Raw genomic sequence first — 20749 nt, 5'->3', positions numbered from 1 at the left:
AGAACTATGACCATTCGCTCACTCTTCGATCCCAGCAAGGACATTTACCGGACCATCGAAAAGGTCATCACGTACGGGGCCTCGCAAGAAAGCCGACTCAAGGCCGAGATCTCCGAATATGTGGTCACCGACAGCATTGAAGAGCAGTTCCGCAAGCTCCTTGATCGCATGCAGCTTGCAATGGAGTCTGGCGGCGAGAACGAGGTGGGCGTCTGGGTCTCTGGCTTCTACGGCTCGGGTAAGAGCTCATTCACTAAATATCTGGGCCTGGCGTTCGACGATCAGCGCACCATCGACGGCACGCCGTTCATTAACTATCTGCAAGATCGCTTGCATAAGCCTCAGACCAAGGCGCTGCTGGGCACGGTAGCGAAGCGTTTTCCGGCCGCCGTGGTCATGCTAGACCTGGCCAGTGAAATGCTTGCCGGCGCCACGATGGAAGATGTTTCCACCGTCCTCTACTTCAAGGTGCTGCAGTGGGCCGGCTACTCGCGCAACCTTAAAGTTGCCGCTTTTGAGCGCATGGTAGAAAAGGACGGTCGCACCCCCGAGCTGCATGAACGCATCTCGAAAGCTTTGCCCGGTGCAACCTGGGCACGCGTGCAAAACAACCCACTGGCTATCGATGGCTTGATTCCAAAGATTGCTCACGAGATGTACCCGGCGCTCTTCCCGGAAGCAAAGTCTTTCTCATCCAGTACCGATGGCTTCTTCCAGTTCGAAGACCAGCGCGTGCAGGAAATGATCGACATTGTGCGGGAAAAAAGTGGCAAGCAAAACATCATATTCATCGTCGACGAAGTCGGTCAGTACGTCGCATCGCGCGACAATCTGATCCTCAACCTCGACGGCCTGGCGAAGAACCTAAAGCGGCTCGGCGATGGCAAGGCCTGGATTATCTCTACTGCGCAGCAGACCCTAACCGAAGATGACCCTCGCGCAGCACTGAACTCCGACAAGCTCTACAAACTGAAAGACCGCTTTCCGATCCAGATTGACCTTGAGTCGAGCGACATCAAGGAAATCTGCTATCGCCGCCTCCTCGGAAAATCACCGGCGGGTGAGACTGAGCTCAGCAAGTTGTTCGAGACTCACGGCCAGGCGCTGCGGCACAATACCAAACTGCAAGACGCCAAGTACTACGACGCCGACTTCAGCAAGGAAAGCTTTACCAACCTTTATCCCTTCCTGCCCGCTCACTTCGATATTCTGCTGCACCTGCTGGGCGCCCTGGCCAAGTCCACTGGCGGTATTGGCCTACGCTCGGCAATCAAGGTGATCCAGGACGTTCTAAAGGGTGAAGGTGGCTCAACGGCCATGGCCGATCAGCCCGTGGGTTGGCTAGCCACGACCGTCACCTTGTACGACGAGCTGGAAAAAGACATCCGCCGCGCGTTCACGTCCATTCATCAAGCGGTTGGCAAAGTCCAGATCCGCTTCCCGGATTCGCCGTTCCATCACGATATTGCAAAGTCCATCGCCGTGCTGCAGATTCTGGGAAATTTGCCGGTGTCAGTGCAGAACGTCGCCAGCTTGATGCACCCATCTGTCACAGCGCCTTCACAACTCGACACAGTTAAAAAGACCGTGGAAGAAATGCTGGGCGACGTGCATGTGCCTCTGGGTGAAAAAGATGGCAACCTGGTGTTCCTTAGCGAAAAGCTGCGCGATATCGAACAAGAGCGCGGCGCCATTGCACTGCGCACTGTCGACGTAAAGCGAATTTTTAACGATGCGCTGCGCGAATCCTTTGACCCCCTTCCCCGCGTCAGCCTGCACGGCACGATGGCCGTAGCAACGGGCCTAAAGGTTCAAGCAGGTAGCGCCATTACCAGCCTGGCGGGTGACAACAATGCTATTCAAACGGTCGTTGAATTCGTACCTGCCACCGACTATGAAACGGCAAAAAACCGAATGCTGGACGACTCCCGTAGTCGCGCCGGGCGCAACGTCATCGGTCTGTTGACCCGAGCCAACACGGAACTTGACGACCTGGCAAATGAAATCTATCGCTGCCAGCGCATTGCCGAGCTGCATCGCAACGAGCCCGACCAAGAGGTGAAAGACTACTGTACGAGCCAGCTTGACCGCGCTGCAAAACTAGCGACTCAACTGCAAAGCAAGATCAAGCAAACCCTGCAGGCCGGCTCGTTTGTTTTCCGTGGACAGGCCACGGCAGTCTCAGCCCTGAATACCGACCTACTGGAAGCGGCCAAGCAGCTACTTTCAGATGCGGCCGACCAAGTGTTCGACCGTTACGTCGAAGCGCCGGTACGAGCCGGCACCGACACTGCTGAGAAATTCCTGAAGGTGGCCAACCCCGCTGCCATCAGCAGTGCATTAGACCCACTCAGCCTGGTGCGAACCGCAGCAGGGCGCGCGTCTTTCAATACCGATCACAAAGCACTTGTCAGCATCCGCGACTATATCGATAAACGCGGCACTGTTGATGGCAAACGGCTGCTCGACGATTTTTCAAGTGATCCATTCGGTTGGTCGCCCGACACCACGCGCTACATCGTGGCCGCCATGCTGATGGCCGGTGAAATCAAGCTGAAAGTGTCTGGCCGAGAAGTCACAGCCGCAGGCCAACAAGCCATTGACGCCCTGAAGACCAACAACTCGTTCAAACAAATCGGTGTCGCATTGCGCGACGAGCGCCCGTCTATCGAAACCCTTGGTCGGGCAGCGGAGCGTCTTTCTGAACTGGTGGGTGACATGGTGATCCCGCTGGAGCAAGAGATCAGCAAGGCGGCGGCCAAGCACTTTCCGCGCTTCCAACACGATTACGGCTCCCTGGCCGAAAAGCTCAGTGGCCTTGAGCTGGCGGGCAGTGACCGCATCCGCACCCTAAACCAGGACATTGCCGACGTCCTTTTCACCGATGCGTCCGACGCGCCGCAGCGTCTAGGCGTAGAAACGTCTGCCATCTACGACAACCTGAAGTGGGCGCTGGAAGTTAAGCGAGTGCTCGACAACGGTCTTGATGCCACGCTGCGTGACCTGCAAGCCCATCGGCGCGATATCGAAGCACTTCCTGATACAGGCGTGCCCGGGGAGCTGCGCCGCGAACTGACTGAAGACCTTGGTACCTTGTTAGAGCGCCTGGGCAGAGAAGACTTCTACAAGCACAGCGCCGACTTCAACTCACAGCTAACGCATTTGAAGGGACGCGTACGCGATGCCGTCATCAACCTGTCGGAACAGCAGAAGCTACGTCTGAAAGAGGGCGTCGAGGATCTGCAACGTATCCCCGAGTGGGACGAACTGACCCAAGAAGAGCGTGGTAACGCAGTCAACCGGCTGGACGGGCTCGCCCTTGCCGCCACACAAGACCTGGCAGGGCTCAAAAAACTGCTGGCGCGCGACTATGACATAAATAGCACCCTGGAAGACCTGAAACGGTCGATTCAACGCCAGGGCCAGGAACGCCTGCGTCAGCGAATGGAGGAAGAACGAGCACAAACCGGTGAAAAAGGTCCAGCCAAGCTCTCCAAGTCGATCGCGGTGCCGACCAAGATGACGTCTGCAGCAGACATTGATGCGCTGATTCAGCAGCTAAACGAAATCAAGGCACAGCTCAATTTGTATGAAGAGGCTGAGATCACCATCGTGTTCAACGATCACGAGCGATGACGAACATGAAAATCCAGTTGACTCAGGAGCAGTCTGCTGCGCTCCAAGCCATCCAGTCATTCGTACTCGACGATAAGCAGGACGCATTCATCCTGCGCGGCAGTGCTGGTACGGGTAAGACCACGCTCATCGCGAAGTTGGTAGACACACTGGATTCCATGAATCTGAGCTACGGACTGTTGGCACCGACAGGACGAGCAGCACGTATCCTGGGCAACAAGATCAAGCAAATTGCGCCGACCGCTCATTGCGAGGGTACAACCATCCATAGCGCCATTTACACGCTGGACCACATGGAAGTCAATGAGGGGGCGGAGACAGCCAACGATCCAGGCTTGCGCATGTTCTTCCCTTTGAAGGAAGAGGAGTCGATGCTTTCCCTGTTTGTCATCGACGAGTCCTCCATGGTCGGTGACAAGGAGACCTTGGGTGACGTCATGCGGTTCGGCACAGGTCGGCTGCTCAAAGACGTCATAACCTACGGACGCATGCGGCGCCCAGGCCGCACCGATGACCACATCACCAAGCTTCTGTTTGTGGGCGATCCAGCACAGCTTCCGCCGGTGGGTGAGAACTCATCACCCGCACTAGACGATGATTATCTTCGCAGCGAGCACAAGCTCCAGGTCAGCTCCTTCGATCTGAAGAATGTGATGCGCCAGGCCCAGGGCAGTGCCATCCTCGACCGGGCAACCGAGCTGCGTGACGCGTTGCTTGCCAAAAGTTTCAACACCTTCTCTTTGCAGCCCAATCAGCAAGACATTGAGCAAGTTGAATCGCAAAAGGCGATTGATCTCGTCGTTGAGGGCTTGCAGCAAAAAGACTCGAATGTGGTGGTGGTGCACTCCAATGCCACGGCGCTTGAATACAACCGCAACATTCGCGAACGTCGCTGGGGCAATCCAGGCTTGCCCATTCAAGCCGGCGACACGCTGCTGGTAAACAAAAACTCCACCACGCATGCTCTGAGCAACGGGGATCTGGTCAAGGTCATTGAGGCAGCGCCAGATTCGAAGCACGTTCTCGTGCATCTCAAAGGAGGGTATGAAGTTGAACTTTGGTTCCGCAACGTCACCGTAGCCTTCAGGGACAGCTCTGGTCGCATCATCCAGACGCCGTGCAAAGTGCTGGAGAACTTATTGACGTCGCCACACCGCGAGTTGTCCGCGCTGGAACAGCGGGCACTTTTGGTGGACTTCCGCAAACGACACCCTGACCTTCATCCGAAGTCAGCAGAGTTTCGCAAAACCATTCGCAGGGACCCCTACTTCAACGCACTGCAAGTCAAGTATGGCTATGCCATGACTTGCCACAAAGCACAGGGCGGAGAGTGGAGCACGGTCATTGTTGATTTCGAAGCCAACGTGGGCACACGCAATGCATCGTTCTTTCGCTGGTCTTACACCGCCATCACCCGTGCGGCGAGAAAGCTGATCATCGTCAACCCCCCTGACTTCACGCCTGTCAGTGGCATTGACTGGCAAGGTGCGTCAGGTTCATCAGCAACGAGTGCACAACCTGACATGCAGGGCCTCGTTGCAGATCCGGACTGGCTGAGGCTTTCGTTCTCCGCCGCCACCGCCCCCTTGATGCCCATCCACCAAAAACTGCGCACCGTGTGGGATGCCCAAGGCATCGCCGTCGAACGCTTGCAACATCTTCAATACTGCGAACGCTACACAGTCTTGCGCAACGGCCAGCGTGCGTCTGTCCAATACCACTACAACGGCAAATTTCAAGTTGGAAAGTCCAGTGTGGTACCCGGTGCAGTGTCTGACAGCACCCTGGCAGATGAGGCTCTCACGTCAATCAATGCGTTGGCCAATAAGCCAGGAACGGAGCTGGCAAACCAGTTCATCCAAGACTTTATCAATCGACTGGATGCCGCTCTTGAAAGCTCGGAGATTCAACGCACTGGCCACAAGGCCATGCCCTATCGGTTGCGTGTCAGTTTTGCGGACGCTACTCGCCTTGGAGAAATTGATTTCACTTATGACGGCTCCTCAACCTGGACCTCCGCACAGGAAGTGGGTGGACCGGGTAGCACGCATGGCATCTACGATGAGGTTCAGTGCTTGATGGCAAACTACAAAAGGGGCGAGCGGTGAGTTCCAACGAAATCTTCGCCTTACGAAAGCAAGGACGCACGGCTGAAGCGTTGGAGATGGCGCGGGCCGAGTATCAAAAAGATACTGAAGATATCTGGTTTTTACGCGCCTATGCCTGGCCGCTATATGACCACGTCAAGCAACTCGTTGATGCTTACGAAGCCAAACTGTTGTCCCCAACCGCGCTGAACGAACGCATGACGCCGTATATGCGTGAGTTCGCCAGAATGGGCAACCCCTTGAGGGGAGACAGCGCATTCTCCCAAATGATCCGCCTGGCAGGAAAGGCGTCGAAGGATTGGCACGACTTCCTGGCATTTGCCAAATGGGCCGGCATCAACGACTTCGCAGAAGAAGACAAGGCAAGTTTTGTCAATGAACAAGGCAAGAACATCGATAGCCTGAAAACCAGATTCACACGCGCCATTTGTCGGGAAACCGTTACCAAAGCTACCACGTCACAAGCCCACCAAGAGCTGATCAGTTGGGGACAAAAGATCCTGGAGGAGGCGCTTCGGGATGCACCCAATGACCAATGGCTCAATTACTACCAGAGCAAGCTGCACTTGGCCCACGGCGAGTCCGAGCTGGCCATCAAACACCTGGCATCGGTACTGCGCCGGCAATCGAGGGCTGCCTGGACCTGGGCTCTTTTGGGAGAGATTTTCGAAAACATCAGGCCAGATGACGCCATCACCTGTTTTGCTTATGCAACGCAATTGGCGCGTGAAGAACAAGAGGTGGCCAAGGTTCGCATTCGCTTGGCGCAAAACTTGTCTCTCGCCGGCCGGTTCAATGAAGCGGCAAAGCAAGCCAGCTTGGCACTGCAATATCGCGAACAACATGGCTTCAAGATGCCACAAGAATTGCAGCAACTGCTCGCAAGTGACTGGTACCAGCAATCCATAGCTAACCAAAACATGGCGGATCTGCCCAAAGCAGAGAAGGCAGCTCATGTTTTGATACAAGAGATGAATCGCCATAACCTGACTTACACGGTGGGCGTGATCGACCACATCAATGCGGAAAAGGGGTTGACCTACGTGGCCACCGGTGCCCAAACAGGCTGCGGGATTCCACATCACAAATTTCCTGGGATCAGAGAGCTCTCGCCAGGCACTTTAGTGGAGGTCGGGCATGCTGTTCTAGAAGGCCAGCCGCAGGATTGGCGCATCTCAGAGGCAAAAGAGCTGGCAGGGCTGTGTCAGAGCTTTATGGGCAGCTTGGTTCGTCAAGAAGGCAAAGACTTTGCGTTCATTCGCTCGACACCTAACGACATCTTTGTGCCCCCGATGCTTGCCAAGAAGTTTGAGTACGGCCAAACGCACAATGTTTCTTGCCTCGCCATCAGGCGTACCAACAAGCAAGGCAAAACGGGGTGGCGCGCAGTCAATGTGGACAGTGAGCTCTCCATGGGCTCTCCGCAATCAGACATAGAACAATAGGAATCGAGTGATGGCTTTTGACCAAACTACAAGAAACCGCCTGCAACGCTTCGTCAACGACGCGCGCCGTGTGCTGGAGGAAGAATTCACTCGCCAGCTGCAAAACGACTACGGCATGGACCCGAACGCGGGTAGCGTGGCAGAGTTAACCAGTCTGCGCCACATCAACGACTCCCAGCGCGAAACCGCCCGCATCCTGCGCGACACTCTGCAGCACTACACCGCCAGTGGCGACATGAACGCCATGCAGGGTTTGGATCGCATCGTGCGTGAACAGGCCTTTACCGTGCTCAACCGCCTGGCAGCACTTCGTATGGCCGAGGCGCGTGGCCTGCTGGTCGAATCGGTAGGCAACGGTTTTCAAGCCAAGGGCTTTCAGCTTTATGCGCGCCTGGCAGGCACCGGCCTGGGCGAAACGGGCGAAGCCTACTGCACCTACCTGTTCAGCGTGTTCGATGAGCTGAGCCAGGACTTGCCCGGACTGTTCGACCGCTACTCACCGCAGGGCCGCCTGTTCCCGCGCGAAGCCGCACTGCTGCAAGTGCTGAACCTGATCAACGATGCCGACATTGCCCCGCTGTGGAGTGAGGACGAGACCATTGGCTGGATCTACCAGTACTTCAACTCGAAGGAAGAGCGCAAGGCCATGCGCGATGCCAGCCAGGCACCGCGCAACAGCCGTGAGCTGGCGGTGCGCAACCAGTTCTTCACGCCGCGCTACGTGGTCGAGTTCCTGGTGGGCAACACCCTTGGCCGGCTGTGGTTTAACGCCACCGGTGGGGTTACGTGCTTGCGCGATCGCTGCCAATACCTGTTGGTAAAACCGGATGAAGCCCCTCAGCCAGCCAGCAAGCTGCGCGACCCGCGCACCTTGAAGCTGCTGGACCCGGCCTGTGGCTCCATGCACTTTGGTCTGTATGCTTTCGACTTGTTCGTCGAAATCTACCGCGAAGCCTGGGCCTGGGAACAACAAAACGGCCCGGGCTCACTGGATGTTTCCACACTGCCTCAGGCAGCACTCAAGCCACTAAACCAGACTTACGAAGACGAAACTACATTTCTGCGTGATGTGCCGCGCCTGATCATCGAACATAACATCTATGGCGTGGATATTGACCCGCGCGCCGCGCAAATCGCATCGTTGGCGCTGTGGTTACGAGCCCAGCGCGCCTGGCACAATGCCGGCGTCAAGGCCAAAGACCGCCCACTGATTGGGCAAGGCCATGTCGTCGCCGCTGTTGCGCCGCCGGCCGAACGTGAGTTGCGCCAGCAGTTCGTGGCCAAGCTTGATACACGTGATGCTGAACTGTTTGAGAAAACGCTGGAATTGCTGAAGGGCCTGCCAGAGCTGGGGGTTCTGCTTCAAGTCGAGCGCGAGTTACCGAGCTTGATCGAGAAGGTGTACGGCAAGAACACCGACCTGTTCGCTGATGGAAGAAACGCCAAGACCTGGGCCCAGATTGAATCCGGCTTGCGCTCTGCACTCACCGATTTCGCCCAGGCAGCCCAGTCAACGTATCAGGGGCGCCTTTTTGCTCAGGATGCCTTGCAGGGACTACGACTGATTGACCTTTGTCGTGAGGTGTTTGACGTCGTGGTGATGAATCCGCCTTTTGGCGCATTAGCTGCCAACACCAAAGATCAACTAGCCAAAGCTTACCCGTGCAGCAAGAACGATTTGCTGGCAATCATGGTTGAGCGAGGCCTGGAACTGCTGCGCCCCGGTGGACGCATCGGTGCTATTACATCGCGCACCTGCTTCTTTCTATCCAGTTTTCAGAAGTGGCGTGAGCAAGTGGTGCTGGGAATCGCCAAGCCCGAGGTTATGGCCGATCTTGGGTACGGCGTGATGGACGACGCGATGGTCGAAGCCGCTGCCTATGTGCTGGAGAAGCAAGCATGACAACGTTTTTGCGTCTACTTGATGACAAAGATAAATCGGCATCCCTATCGGCGGTCTCCGAGGCGTTGCGTAACGGGGTGCCAGACTCACGACTTTTTTTTGTGCCTCCCGAGTCTTTTCGTCAGGTTCCGTGTGCGCCCTTCGCTTATTGGATTACTGAAAACGTAAGGTCTAACTTTGCAAGGATGGCGGCATTAGAGGACGGGTTATCTGGGCGTTTAGCGAAGCGGGGAGTTAATTCAAACGATGACTTTAGGTTTATCCGCTGCTTCTGGGAGGTGCACGAAGTCGGGGGGCGGTGGTTCAACCACCCCAAAGGAGGCGCTTTCGCGAAGCACTACGCAGATCCGCATCTAGTTCTCGACTGGCACAAATCAGGCGCATACCTGGAGGCAGAAAGGAAGACCAGCCGCGTTTATGCCTTTGCTATTGTTCCCAGCAAAGAACTTTATTTTCGCCCTGGGCTGACGTATTCACTGCGAACCCAACGCGGCTTGGGAATGCGCGTACTCCCCGCAGGGTGCATTTTTGGCAGTAAAGGACCCGGAATATTTGTTCCCGGTGATGACGTCGAGACGCTTCTTTCTTTGCTTGCAATATCAACTTCGTCAGCTTTTGGGCTGTTAGTGGATCTTCAAACATCGTTTGGCTCATACGAGGTCGGTGTAATCCAGCGCGCCCCTGTGCCCGAACTGTCTTCGATTCATAAGTCAAGACTCGCCGCGTTAGCGCGCCGTGCCTGGGAGCTAAAGCGCACTCTTGATACGGTCGAGGAAACCTCGCACGTATTCCTGCTGCCCGCTGCCTTGCGTAAACAGTCGGGAGCCCATGACCCTTCCGCTATCGAAGCCGAGCTGGCTCGCATCCAGTCTGAGATCGACGCTATCGCCTTCGACCTTTATGGCTTCAGCGATGTCGATCGTATAGCAGTGCACGCTAGCCAGGGCTCGCTGAGCGAGGGCGATTCCGAGGTTTGCGATGACCAGGACAACGGGGCAAGCGACGACGATGACAGCGCCGCACCCATCGACCACACTGCGGGCCTGTTAAGTTGGGCCCTCGGCGTGGCCGTCGGACGCTTCGACTGGCGCTTGGCCATCGGCGAGCGCGCACCACCTGCCGAACCAGAGCCCTTCGATCCGCTGCCAGCGAAAAGCCCCGGTATGTTGCCCGATGGCTTGCCACCGTTTCATGCCCACGCCGGCATCTTGGTGGACGATCAAGGGCATCCGCATGATCTAGCACGTTTAATTGAGGAAATTCTCGTTCGCGTCGAGGTGCCCGTACCAGAAGATGTGCGCCGCTGGCTGCAGCGCGATTTTTTCACCTTCCATCTGCAAAGGTACTCCAAGAGCCGCCGCAAAGCCCCCATATACTGGCCGCTATCGACCACGTCCGGCACTTACACGCTGTGGATCTATTACCCCAGCCTCACCAACCAGACGCTCTACACAGCGATCAACGACTTCGTTGAGCCCAAGCTTAAGCAAGTTGAAGCTGATGTGATGACGCTGCGCAACAAAGGTACTGCCCGCAGCAGAGACGACGAAAAGCAGTTCGAGGCTCTGCAAGTCTTCGAGCTAGAGCTGATTGAGCTGCGCGACACGCTGCTGAAGCTGGCGCCCTCCTACAAGCCGAACCATGACGACGGCGTGCAGATCAGCGCGGCGCCACTGTGGCCGCTGTTTCGCCACAAGCCCTGGCAGAAAGTACTGAAAGACACCTGGGCCAAGCTGGAGAAAGGCGACTACGACTGGGCGCACCTGGCCATGAACTACTGGCCAGAGCGCGTCCGTGAGAAGTGCAAAACCGACAAGTCACTCGCCATCGCGCATGGTCTGGAGAATTTGTACATCGAGCCGCCGCCAAAGGAAAAGAAAACGCGCAAGAAAAAGGGAGACACCTGATGGCAGCCGTTCACTATCATCTGGGCGACTTTCCCCCTGCGGAACTGGACTGGCCCCAGCTGATTCCGCTGTTGGGGCCGGCTTCTGCTGCAGTGGCGCGTTACGACGGCACACTGGCGGCTGTGCCCAATGCGTCGGTGCTTTTATCGCCTTTGACGACTCAAGAAGCCGTGCTGTCGTCGCGCATTGAGGGCACACAAGCCACTATGGGCGAAGTACTGGAGTTTGAAGCGGAGGGCGATTCGCCCGACCTTAGCAATGAGCGGCGCAACGATATCCATGAGGTGCTGAACTACCGCGCCGCCATGCGCATGGCCGAAAAGATGCTGGCCGATGTACCGCTATCCCAACGTGTAATTCGTGAAGCACACAAGGTACTGCTGAACGGTGTGCGTGGCCAGGGGAAAGCACCAGGCGAGTATCGGCGCATCCCTAACTGGATCGGCCCAGCCGGTTGTACCGTAGAGCAAGCCCGTTTTGTGCCAATTTCGGCCGACAAACTGCCTGACGGCATGAGCGCCTGGGAGCGTTATCTGCACGCCGATGCAGCAGATCGCTTGGTGCAACTGGCGATCTTGCACGCCGAATTCGAGGCGCGGCATCCCTTTCTTGATGGTAATGGCCGCCTGGGGCGTATGTTGGTGCCGCTGTTTATGTGGCAGAACGGGGTCATTCAGCGACCTATGTTCTACCTGAGTGCCTTTCTGGAAGCTCATCGCGACGAGTATTACGAACGGCTGCTGGCAGTATCCCGCGATGGGGACTGGACAGCCTGGTGTCGCTTCTTCCTGCAGGCCATCAAGGCACAGGCAGAGGAAAATCAACAGAAGGCTGGCGACATTCTGGCCTTGTATGAACGCATGAAGCGGGAAGTTACCGACCTGAGGCGCTCCCAGTATTCCATACATGCCCTGGACTGGATTTTCGAACGCCCGATTTTCAAGAGTTCAGACTTTGTGGCCAGCGCGGGTATCTCGGAGTCAACGGCAAAGCGCATTTTGCCGGCCTTGCGCGAGGCAGGCGTGCTGCGGGTGCTGATGGAGGCCAGTGGGCGCCGTGCAGCCACACTGTGCTTCCCGGCGCTACTGAACATCGCCGAAGGAAGGGAAGCATTTTGATGAGCACGAATGCTACGCAAAGCGGCTTGTATCGCACAAAACATCAAATCATGAGCCACAAAAAGGCTTGTCGCACATTCGTGAGCCACAAAAAAGAGAGGGTACCCGTGTGAGCATTGCAGAATTCATTCGTGAAAGCGTGTTGCTGCCACGCCTTAAGCAGGCGGGCTGTTTAGTTGTATACGACGTCGACAAACGCTACCGCGATCAGTGCTTAGACCTGGCGACCGACAAGGTACGCGTAATCGACACATCTGAAAGCAGCATTGAAAGCCGCGAGGCTGCACTGCTGGCTTTGCGCGAGGTTGGGCAACCCAATACACCGCTTGAAGGCGTATTGATCTATGTTCCGGCCAAGCGTCCGGAAACTGAAGAGCAGAAACAGGCAGATCCGTTTGCCCTGTACGCAGAATGCGGCGCGGTGTTTCCACAGGACGACGGCGACGAATACCTGAGCCTTTGTCTCCGAGCAAAACCGGATTACGCCACCGAGATCCGTAGCCTATTTGTCCGCGAGCCACAACCGCAATACGCCGTGATCGATACCATAGGTGGCGGTGTCAGTTGGCCGCAACTGCGAGCCATATTGAGGGTGGAGTCTGGGCGGGAGACTCTTGGGGCCTTGCTGGTGCCCAGTGCGAACCAGATAGAAGCCCTGAAGGGCCAAGAAGGCTGGGTTCAAGAGTCGCGCGACTTCCTTCGCGCTACCCTGGGCCTTAACGTGAAAACGCGCGGAAAGACATGGTCTGCCTTGGCGGATGAGCTGTGGCGCTATGTGCTGTTCAGCGAGTTCGTGTTTGATTTGCCCTCGGTGCTTCCAGCAACCCTGAAAGGGGTTCCACATGCACCGATAGAAGCCAGGCCCATTATTGAGGACGTGTGCGACCGTTTGCGCACCGATCCCAGAACCCAGACAGCGTATATCGAACGCGCGGAAGCCATTGAGGCAGAACTCAATCTGGCGGATCTGTGCGAGGCCATCGAAGACTTGGGTGAACGCGATACATTTCCCTTCGAGGAACGAACCTTCCTGCGTACGGCGATCAAGGGCATCGTCACCGGCGACACGGACACCACGCGCCAGATACTCATCCGTCACAAAAACTCTGTGTGGCTAGGAAAAGGCGAAAGCCAGGCCCAGTGGGAACTGGTTCGCGCGGGCTTAAGCCTGGTCGAGGCCAGCGAAGACTTCGAACGGCAGTTGCCAAACCACGCCCGTTCTCAGGCGGATCTGATCGACTTCTACTTAGGTAGCCTGCGCGAGGCTGATCGCCTGCAGCGCGAGTTTGAGCAGGCGGCAGGCGACTTTCTTGACCAGCACGGCTTGATGCATGAAGTGATCACTCAGGCTCGGGCTCGTTATCGGCGCCTGGCAGAGAAGGTTCAGGGCGTGTTCGTGAAACACATCGAGACTACCGGATGGCCCCCCACCGGGCGTCTGGCCAACGCCGATGCGTTTGATCGCCTGGTGGCCGATCGCCTAAAGGAAAGCGGACGCAAGGTGGCCTACCTGATGGTGGACGCCCTGCGCTATGAGTTGGGTGTGGCCCTGGAAAAGCTGCTGGCCGAGGACGGACCCGTCGAGCTACAAGCGGCCTATGCCCAGTTGCCGACCATTACCCTGGTGGGTATGGCCAGTTTACTGCCTGGTGCACGCACGGGCTTGACCCTGGAGCTGGAGAACGAGTCACTCCAGCCAAAGCTGGCGGGGACTCCGGTGGGTAACGTTCCGCAGCGCATGAGTGTGCTGGCCAAGCGGTATGGTGACCGCTTCGCGGAAATGCCGCTCAACGATTTCGTGCGTGGCAAGCCTAAGATTGCCGAAACCGTCGACCTGCTGGTACTGCGCTCGACCGAAATCGACAGCCAACTGGAAAGCAACCCCGAAACGACGTTGGGGCTCATCCCTGGCACGCTCAAGCTGATCCGTGTCGCCCTCCACAAGCTGCGCGGTATGGGCTTCAAGGAAGCGGTCATCGTCACCGACCACGGATTCTTCCTGAACGCGCAAGCGGAAGCCGGCGATGTGTGCGTTAAACCACAGGGGAAGTGGCCTGTAAATGCGCACGATCGCATGATGCTTGGGGATGGTACGGCTGATGGCCACAGCTTAGTTGTTAGTGCTGAGAAGCTTGGTATTCGCGGTGACTTCGCCCAAGTGGCGCTACCGCGGAGCATGGCGCCCTATCGCTCGGGGCACCTGTATTTCCACGGTGGCGCATCCCTGGCTGAGGCCGTTGTGCCTGTGCTGGTTGCGCGGCTAGATACCGCTGCTCAGGCGGACCTTCGCAAAGTCACGGTGGAGCTAAGCTACAAGAACGGTGCAAAACGAATTACCACGTTTATGCCCGTCATTGAGGTGTTTTTATCGTCCGACGACATGTTCTCGCAAGACACAAGCGTGGAAATCTTACTGGAAGCCCAGGACAGCAAGGGCAATGTGGTGGGTGAGCCACGCCCAGGCGGAGAGGTGAACCCAGCGACCAGAACCGTAACCTTGATGCCAGGGCAGCGCAAGCAAATCGCGGTGCGTATGGACGATGAGTTCAGAGGCAAGTTCAAAGTCTTGGCTCTGAACCCCACAACCCTGGCCGCCTACAGCAATCTGGCGCTTGAAACCGACTATACGGAATGAGCCCAATGGACGAACTCGACCAAAAATTAAACGCCACATTCGATGGCAAGGTGCTCCGTAAAGACCTGCTGCATCGGATCAAGAAGGGCACCAACGTCCCAACGTTCGTCCTGGAGTTTTTGCTCGCCAAGTATTGCGCCAGTAACGACCAGGCAGAAATGGATGCCGGCATGGAGGCCGTGCTTTCATCGCTACAGGAAAATTACGTAAGGCCAGATGAGGCCAATGCGGCACAATCCCGGGTGGCTACCAAAGGCAGACACCGCTTCATCGACAAAGTGCATGTTCGCTACGTTGAAAAGGAAAAGCGCCACTGGGCTTCGCTGGAGAACTTCAACTCGCAACGTATTGCGATTGGCGAGAAGTTCTACCGAGACAACGACCGCTTGCTGGAAGGCGGTATTTGGGCGGAAGTGACCCTGGCGCACAACGACATTGATGAGGATGACTACGCCTTCTCGATCGAAGACTTGCGCCCTATCCAGCTGACCCGCTTTGACTTTAACCGCTATGCAGAGGGACGCGCGGCGTTCACGCGTGATGAATGGCTTGCAGCGGTGTTGCGCTCGGTGGGGTTGGAACCCAGCAAGCTGGCAAAACGCGTTCAGATGCACTTCGTGGCCAGGCTGGCTGCGCTGGTTGAACCCAACTATAACTACATCGAGCTGGGCCCGCGCGGCACCGGCAAGTCCTATTTCTTCAGTGAGTTTTCGCCTTACGCCACGTTGATTTCGGGTGGGCAAGCCACCAAGGCAACGCTGTTCTACAACAACGCCCGGCGCAAAGTGGGGCTGGTCGGGTTTTGGGACACGGTGGCCTTTGATGAAGTGGGGGGTATTAAGGTCAAAGACCCGGATACCATCCAGATCATGAAGGACTTCATGGCCAACGGGCGCTTTTCGCGCGGCGCTGAAGTTATTGCCGATGCCAGCCTAAGTTTCGTTGGCAATATCGACATGTCGGTGCAACAGTTGGTCAACTCCCCCAAGCACGACCTGTTTCAACCCCTACCACCCGAACTCGACCTGGCGGTCATGGACCGCTTCGCCGCCTACATTCCGGGTTGGGAAATGCCCAAGAACAGCAGCGAATTCCTGACCAACAACTATGGGTTCATCACCGACTACCTGGCAGAAGCCTTCCACTACCAGTTCAAGCACACAAATCGGTATGAGGAAGTCAGCAAGCGTATTCGCCTGGGAAAATCGATCGAAGGGCGCGACGAAAAAGGCATCAAGAAGACCGTTTGCGCATTCTTGAAGATTCTGCACCCGAACGGCCCACCAACAGATGACGAGTTCGAAGAATACATAGACTACGCCACGGAATATCGCCGTCGCGTCAAGGAGCAGATGAACAAACGCAAACCAGATGACGAGTTTGCCCGGATCAATCTGTCGTACTTCAAGGCCAACGGTGAAGAAGTGGTAGTTTTTTGCCCTGAATCGAAGGATGCACCAGCAACGCAAGAGCCGGAACGTTCGCGTTTGAACCAGGCGCAGGATCAGCTTGCTGAGGTCAGTGCGGTGCAGCCAGCTGCACAGTCTGTACCGGCGGCTAAGCCATCTTCGACCACGACCACACCGACGTCACCGGCCACCGTCACGGATGCGCCTTCTTCGGATGAGCTCAAAGAGCAGCATTTCACGATTCTCTATGACGACACCGGCTACAGCTATGAGTCGATCATCGGACCTTATCTGCAGGGCGCCAAATCTGTCGTGATCGAGGACCCCTACATCCGCCTGCAACACCAGATTCAGAATTTTGTCCGGTTTTGCGAGACCGTCCTGAAGGCGGAGACTGTGAAGAGGATAAAGCTGATCACCGGATATGACGACAAAACCCAGCTGGCCGATATCGCAGAGAAACTTGATGAACTGAAACAAAGCCTGCTGGAGCTAGATGTCGAGTTGGAGGTGAAGCTGAACCCCAACATGCACGACCGAGAAATTCGTATCGACAATGGCTGGGTAATAAAGATTGGCCGAGGGTTGGACTTCTTCCAGAAGCCCGGCGGCTGGTTCGAGGTAGGGGCGAACGACCTAAGTCTGCGCAAGTGCCTAGAAACGAAGGTGGATATTTTCCGGGCTTAACGCCAGGCCAAAACGTCGGAAATCCATTACGTTAACCCATTTCCAATTTGGGACGCACTGCGTCCCAAATTGGGATAGACACGCTCCCCCCTTTTCAGCAACTGCACGAGGTCGGCTTGCAGCTCCGGGAGACATCTGTCCACAGACGCCAGTTGACACATTTTGTTTCATTTCGTATACTGAAAGCGCATTCACCCTGAAAAGCGTCATGCTGGCGCTTTTCTGCCCCTTCCTTGCCTGCGCCAGCATTCTGGCTGACCCTCCCCGTTTAACGTGATACCGGCTTTTGCCGGTGGCTTTGTCACGCACGGCCAAGGCTACATGGCCCTTCCCGATTCTGTCATTGATGCGCCCAACGCGAAGGGGCGGGTGTATGCATGCGCGGCAGCATCGTTTCGCCTGCCGCCAACAACTACCCCATCCCATTGAAAGGACCATTCTCATGACTGCTGGCCACAACAAGGCCGCCGCTTGGCCGGAAGAAACGCACCGTAAACCCAGGCTCTTCCGAAACGGCAACATCGTTGCCACACCGGGCGCCCTTGAGCTACTACGCCAACTTGAAGTTTCCGCTCTCGGCTATCTGTTCCGTCACATGAACGGCGACTGGGGCGATTTGGACGCCGAAGACAAACAAGCCAACCAGGCGGCGCTGATTTACGGAAGTCGAATTTTTTCCTCGTACGCACTGCCTGATGGCAAGAGCAAGCTATGGATCATCACAGAGGCCGACCGCAGCGTCACCACCCTTCTACTGCCGGACGAGTACTGAACCAAAACGTATAACCAGCCGTATAAAGCAGCAACCAGAAAAGAAAAAGCCCTTGAAAATCAAGGGCTTAGGATGAAATCTGGCGGACAGAGGGGGATTCGAACCCCCGATACGCTTTTGACGTATACACGCTTTCCAGGCGTGCGCCTTCAACCGCTCGGCCACCTGTCCTACTGCATCTTCAGGGGCCTTTTGGTGCTGCTAAAAGACGCTGCTGAAAATGCGAATCCGCGATTCTAGCAGAATGCGCGGCCACACAGCAAGCGGCCATACAAAAAGGGACGCACTACGCGCGTCCCTTCCCCTGCCAACGGCTTTACTTCGACGCCGGCGGGTCCTGCTCCCGGTAGGAGCTGATCGTGCCGTCCGGTTCGGTCTCTTCGAGCCGGACGCGGAATCCCCACAGGCGGGCCAGGTGCTTCATGACCTGTTCGGCATCCTCGCCCGCCAGCGGCCGGCCGCGGCTTTTCAGGTGGCGCAGCACCAGCGAGCGGTCGGTGTCGCGGTTGAAGCGGATGACCTGGATGTCGGGCACCTGGTTGTCGCGGTTGTGCTGTGCGGCAAGCAGGCGGCGAATGTCGCGGTAGCCCTCGTCGTCGTGGATCGCGGCCACTTCCAGCTTGGGGTTGGCCTGATGGTCCGAGATGGCGAAGAAGCGGAACTCGCGGATCAGCCGCGGGGACAGGTACTGCGAGATGAAGGATTCGTCCTTGAAGTTGCGCATGGCGAAGTCGAGCGTCTTCAGCCAGTCGCCGCCCGCAATGTCCGGGAACCAGCGGCGATCCTCGGGCGTGGGCGCTTCGCAGATGCGGCGGATGTCCGACATCATCGCAAAGCCCAGCGCATAGGGATTGATGCCGCCATAGCCGCGCTCGTCAAAGCCGCGCTGGCTGACGACGTTAGTGTGGCTTTGCAGGAACTCCATCATGAAGCCATCGTTCACCAACCCCTTGTCATGCAGGCGGTTCAGGATGGTGTAGTGCCAGAACGTGGCCCAGCCTTCGTTCATGACCTTGGTCTGGGTCTGCGGATAGAAGTACTGCGCGACCTTGCGCACGATGCGCACCAGTTCCTTCTGCCACGGCGCCAGCTTGGGCGAGTACTTCTCGATGAAGTACAGCAGGTTTTCCTCGGGCTCGGGCGGAAACACGGTTGCCGCAACGCGGGGGTCCTTGTCCGCCTCGATCCGCGGCAGCGTGCGCCACAGGTCGTTGTATTGCAGGCGCGCGTGTTCTTCGCGCTCGGCCTGGCGGGTCGCCTCTTCCTTGTACGAGACCGGCGTCGGCCGCTTGTAGCGATCCACCCCGTGATGCGACAGCGCATGGCAGGAGTCCAGCAGCGACTCCACGGCGTCGATGCCGTAGCGGTCTTCGCAGTCCATCACGTATTTGCGCGCGAAGACCAGGTAGTCCAGCACGCCATCGGCGTCCGTCCATTGCCGGAACAGGTAGTTGCCCTTGAAGAAGGAATTGTGCCCGTAGCAGGCGTGCGCAATCACGAGCGCCTGCATCGGCATGGAATTCTCTTCCATTAAATAGGAGATGCAGGGGTTGGAATTGATGACGATTTCGTACGCCAGCCCTTGCATGCCGCGGCGGTAGAACTGCTCGTTGCGGATGAATTCCTTGCCATAGGACCAGTGGGGATAGCCAATGGGCAAGCCCGCCGATGCGTAGGCATCCAGCATCTGTTCCGAGGTGATGACCTCGATCTGGTTCGGATAGGTGTCCAGACCGTATTCGCGGGCGATCTGCGAGATCGCGTCGTCATAGGTCTGGATCAGTTCGAACGTCCATTCGGAACCCTGCGAGATCGGCACGGTGGCACCGCCCGACCCCGGCTCCGCGAGAGCACCCATGTTGGCGTTCATGCGGTCTCCTTCTTGAACAGGTCGTGGAACACGGGAAAGATCTCGCCGCGGTCGCAGATGCGCCGCATGACGAAATGCGGTTCCAGTTTCTGTTCGTACTCGGCCCACAGGCTGCTCTTGCGAGCCTCTTGCGAGTCGGGAATTTCAATGTAGGCGAAGTAGCGCGTCGAGGGCAGCAGATGCTCGGCCAGGAATCGCGCGCTCTTGCCCGCGTCGGCGCCAAACGAGTCGCCGTCGCTGGCCTGCGCCGCATAGACGTTCCATGCGGCCGGCGGGTAGCGCTTTTCCAGGATCTCGCGCATCAGCTCCAGCGCCGACAGCACGATCGTGCCGCCGCTCTTGGGGTCGTAGAAGAAGGTGTGTTCGTCGACTTCCTCGGCGTTGTCGGTATGGCGGATGAAAACCAGGTCGACGTGCTCGTACTTGCGCGACAGGAAGAGATAAAGCAGCGTGAAGAAGCGCTTGGCGAGATCCTTCTTGCCCTCGTCCATGGAGCCGGACACGTCCATCAGGCAGAACATGACGGCGCGCGCCATGGGGATGGCGACCGACACGCGATTGCGATAGCGCAGGTCCAGGTCGTCCAGGAACGGTACACGCGCCAGGCGCTCACGGCAGTCCTCGACGTCCTGTTCCAGTTCGCGCAGGCGCGCTGCGGGCGCGCCCGCCGCCTTGGCCTCTTCCAGCGCCTTTTCCGCGTCTTCGAGGTCGGCGCGCGCCTTCACGCCGAGCGACACGCGCCGCGCCAGCGACGACTTCAGCGTGCGGCTGATGCTGAGCGTGCTGGGCGAGCCCGTGGTCGTGTAGCCGGCGCGCTGCCACTTCTTCTGGCTGACCTCGCCAAGCTGGTTGCGCGCCAGGTGCGGCAATTCCAGATCCTCGAAAAAGAGGTTCAGGAATTCGGCGCGCGACAGGCTGAAGGTGAACTGGTCCACCGACTCGCCTTCGCCCGGCTCGGACCCGCCTTCGCCCTGCCCGCCCTGCGGCCGGTCGAAGGTGTCACCCTTGGCGAATTCGCGATTGCCCGGATGCACCATCTCGCGGTCGCCGCCCGCGCCGTGCCGGAACGTCGGCTCGGAGATATCGCGAGCGGGCAGGTTGATCTCACCGCCTTGATCCATATCCTGGATCGAGCGGTCACGGATCATCCCGTGCACCGCCTTGCGGATCTGATCCTTGTAACGCCGAAGAAAGCGCTCCCGGTTAACGGCGCTCTTGTTGCGACCGTTAAGACGGCGATCGATCAGTGAATTCATGAT

The 20749-nt window shown here is 57.4% G+C and carries 11 protein-coding genes and 1 tRNA gene; 9 read left to right on the top strand and 3 right to left on the bottom strand.

The window, feature by feature from the left end; genetic code table 11:
• Positions 1-6 precede the first annotated feature (6 nt).
• The 9 genes from brxC to QEP15_RS02930 all read left to right on the top strand — a co-directional run bounded on the left by brxC (position 7) and on the right by QEP15_RS02930 (position 17620).
• Complete coding sequence (gene brxC / locus QEP15_RS02970) at positions 7-3636, top strand: BREX system P-loop protein BrxC (protein WP_280148419.1); 3630 nt, start codon at positions 7-9, stop codon at positions 3634-3636.
• Entirely contained in the window at positions 3633-5744 is a 2112-nt protein-coding gene (locus tag QEP15_RS02965; RefSeq protein WP_280148418.1) for an ATP-dependent DNA helicase, read from the top strand. The genes brxC and QEP15_RS02965 overlap by 4 nt, the downstream gene beginning before the upstream one ends.
• Positions 5741-7189: a DUF7017 domain-containing protein gene (locus QEP15_RS02960; RefSeq protein ID WP_280148417.1), complete on the top strand. Its 1449-nt coding sequence runs from the start codon at positions 5741-5743 to the stop codon at positions 7187-7189. The genes QEP15_RS02965 and QEP15_RS02960 overlap by 4 nt, the downstream gene beginning before the upstream one ends.
• A gap of 10 nt (positions 7190-7199) precedes the next feature.
• On the top strand, positions 7200-9092 hold the full coding sequence (locus QEP15_RS02955) for an Eco57I restriction-modification methylase domain-containing protein (protein WP_280148416.1): 1893 nt from the start codon (positions 7200-7202) through the stop codon (positions 9090-9092).
• The gene (locus QEP15_RS02950; protein WP_280148415.1) at positions 9089-10999 is read left to right on the top strand and encodes a BREX-1 system adenine-specific DNA-methyltransferase PglX; all 1911 of its coding nucleotides are present in this window, start codon (positions 9089-9091) and stop codon (positions 10997-10999) included. Before QEP15_RS02955 ends, QEP15_RS02950 begins: the two co-directional genes overlap by 4 nt.
• Positions 10999-12117 (top strand): Fic family protein, encoded by a 1119-nt coding sequence (locus QEP15_RS02945; protein ID WP_280148414.1) that lies wholly within the window; start codon positions 10999-11001, stop codon positions 12115-12117. Before QEP15_RS02950 ends, QEP15_RS02945 begins: the two co-directional genes overlap by 1 nt.
• Positions 12118-12226: 109 nt before the next feature.
• Entirely contained in the window at positions 12227-14752 is a 2526-nt protein-coding gene (locus QEP15_RS02940) for a PglZ domain-containing protein (protein WP_280148413.1), read from the top strand.
• Positions 14753-14757: 5 nt separating this feature from the next.
• Positions 14758-16848: a BREX system Lon protease-like protein BrxL gene (gene brxL, locus QEP15_RS02935; RefSeq protein ID WP_280148412.1), complete on the top strand. Its 2091-nt coding sequence runs from the start codon at positions 14758-14760 to the stop codon at positions 16846-16848.
• A 442-nt stretch (positions 16849-17290) separates the two neighbouring features.
• Positions 17291-17620, top strand: coding sequence for a type I restriction endonuclease subunit M (locus tag QEP15_RS02930; RefSeq protein ID WP_280148411.1), 330 nt, complete (start codon positions 17291-17293; stop codon positions 17618-17620).
• Positions 17621-17700: 80 nt separating this feature from the next.
• Here QEP15_RS02930 and QEP15_RS02925 read toward each other — a convergent pair.
• The 3 genes from QEP15_RS02925 to QEP15_RS02915 form a co-directional block, all read right to left on the bottom strand.
• Positions 17701-17791: transfer RNA gene (locus tag QEP15_RS02925), tRNA-Ser, on the bottom strand.
• Positions 17792-17936: 145 nt separating this feature from the next.
• The gene (locus QEP15_RS02920; protein ID WP_280148410.1) at positions 17937-19490 is read right to left on the bottom strand and encodes a SpoVR family protein; all 1554 of its coding nucleotides are present in this window, start codon (positions 19488-19490) and stop codon (positions 17937-17939) included.
• Positions 19487-20746: a YeaH/YhbH family protein gene (locus tag QEP15_RS02915; RefSeq protein ID WP_142051287.1), complete on the bottom strand. Its 1260-nt coding sequence runs from the start codon at positions 20744-20746 to the stop codon at positions 19487-19489. The genes QEP15_RS02920 and QEP15_RS02915 overlap by 4 nt, the downstream gene beginning before the upstream one ends.
• Positions 20747-20749: the final 3 nt, after the last annotated feature.

It is taken from the genome of Achromobacter mucicolens, assembly GCF_029866465.1.
Classification (GTDB): Bacteria; Pseudomonadota; Gammaproteobacteria; order Burkholderiales; family Burkholderiaceae_B; genus Achromobacter; species Achromobacter mucicolens.
The sequence above is the reverse complement of the archived record's forward strand: the minus strand, read 5'-3'. Positions and strand labels throughout refer to the sequence as shown.

Coding starts and splice junctions, on each gene's coding strand:
- brxC (WP_280148419.1), top strand. CDS start 7: ATGACCATTCGCTCACTCTTCGATCCCAGCAAGGACATTTACCGGACC.
- QEP15_RS02965 (WP_280148418.1), top strand. CDS start 3,633: ATGACGAACATGAAAATCCAGTTGACTCAGGAGCAGTCTGCTGCGCTC.
- QEP15_RS02955 (WP_280148416.1), top strand. CDS start 7,200: ATGGCTTTTGACCAAACTACAAGAAACCGCCTGCAACGCTTCGTCAAC.
- QEP15_RS02950 (WP_280148415.1), top strand. CDS start 9,089: ATGACAACGTTTTTGCGTCTACTTGATGACAAAGATAAATCGGCATCC.
- QEP15_RS02945 (WP_280148414.1), top strand. CDS start 10,999: ATGGCAGCCGTTCACTATCATCTGGGCGACTTTCCCCCTGCGGAACTG.
- brxL (WP_280148412.1), top strand. CDS start 14,758: ATGGACGAACTCGACCAAAAATTAAACGCCACATTCGATGGCAAGGTG.
- QEP15_RS02930 (WP_280148411.1), top strand. CDS start 17,291: ATGACTGCTGGCCACAACAAGGCCGCCGCTTGGCCGGAAGAAACGCAC.
- QEP15_RS02920 (WP_280148410.1), bottom strand. CDS start 19,490: ATGAACGCCAACATGGGTGCTCTCGCGGAGCCGGGGTCGGGCGGTGCC.
- QEP15_RS02915 (WP_142051287.1), bottom strand. CDS start 20,746: ATGAATTCACTGATCGATCGCCGTCTTAACGGTCGCAACAAGAGCGCC.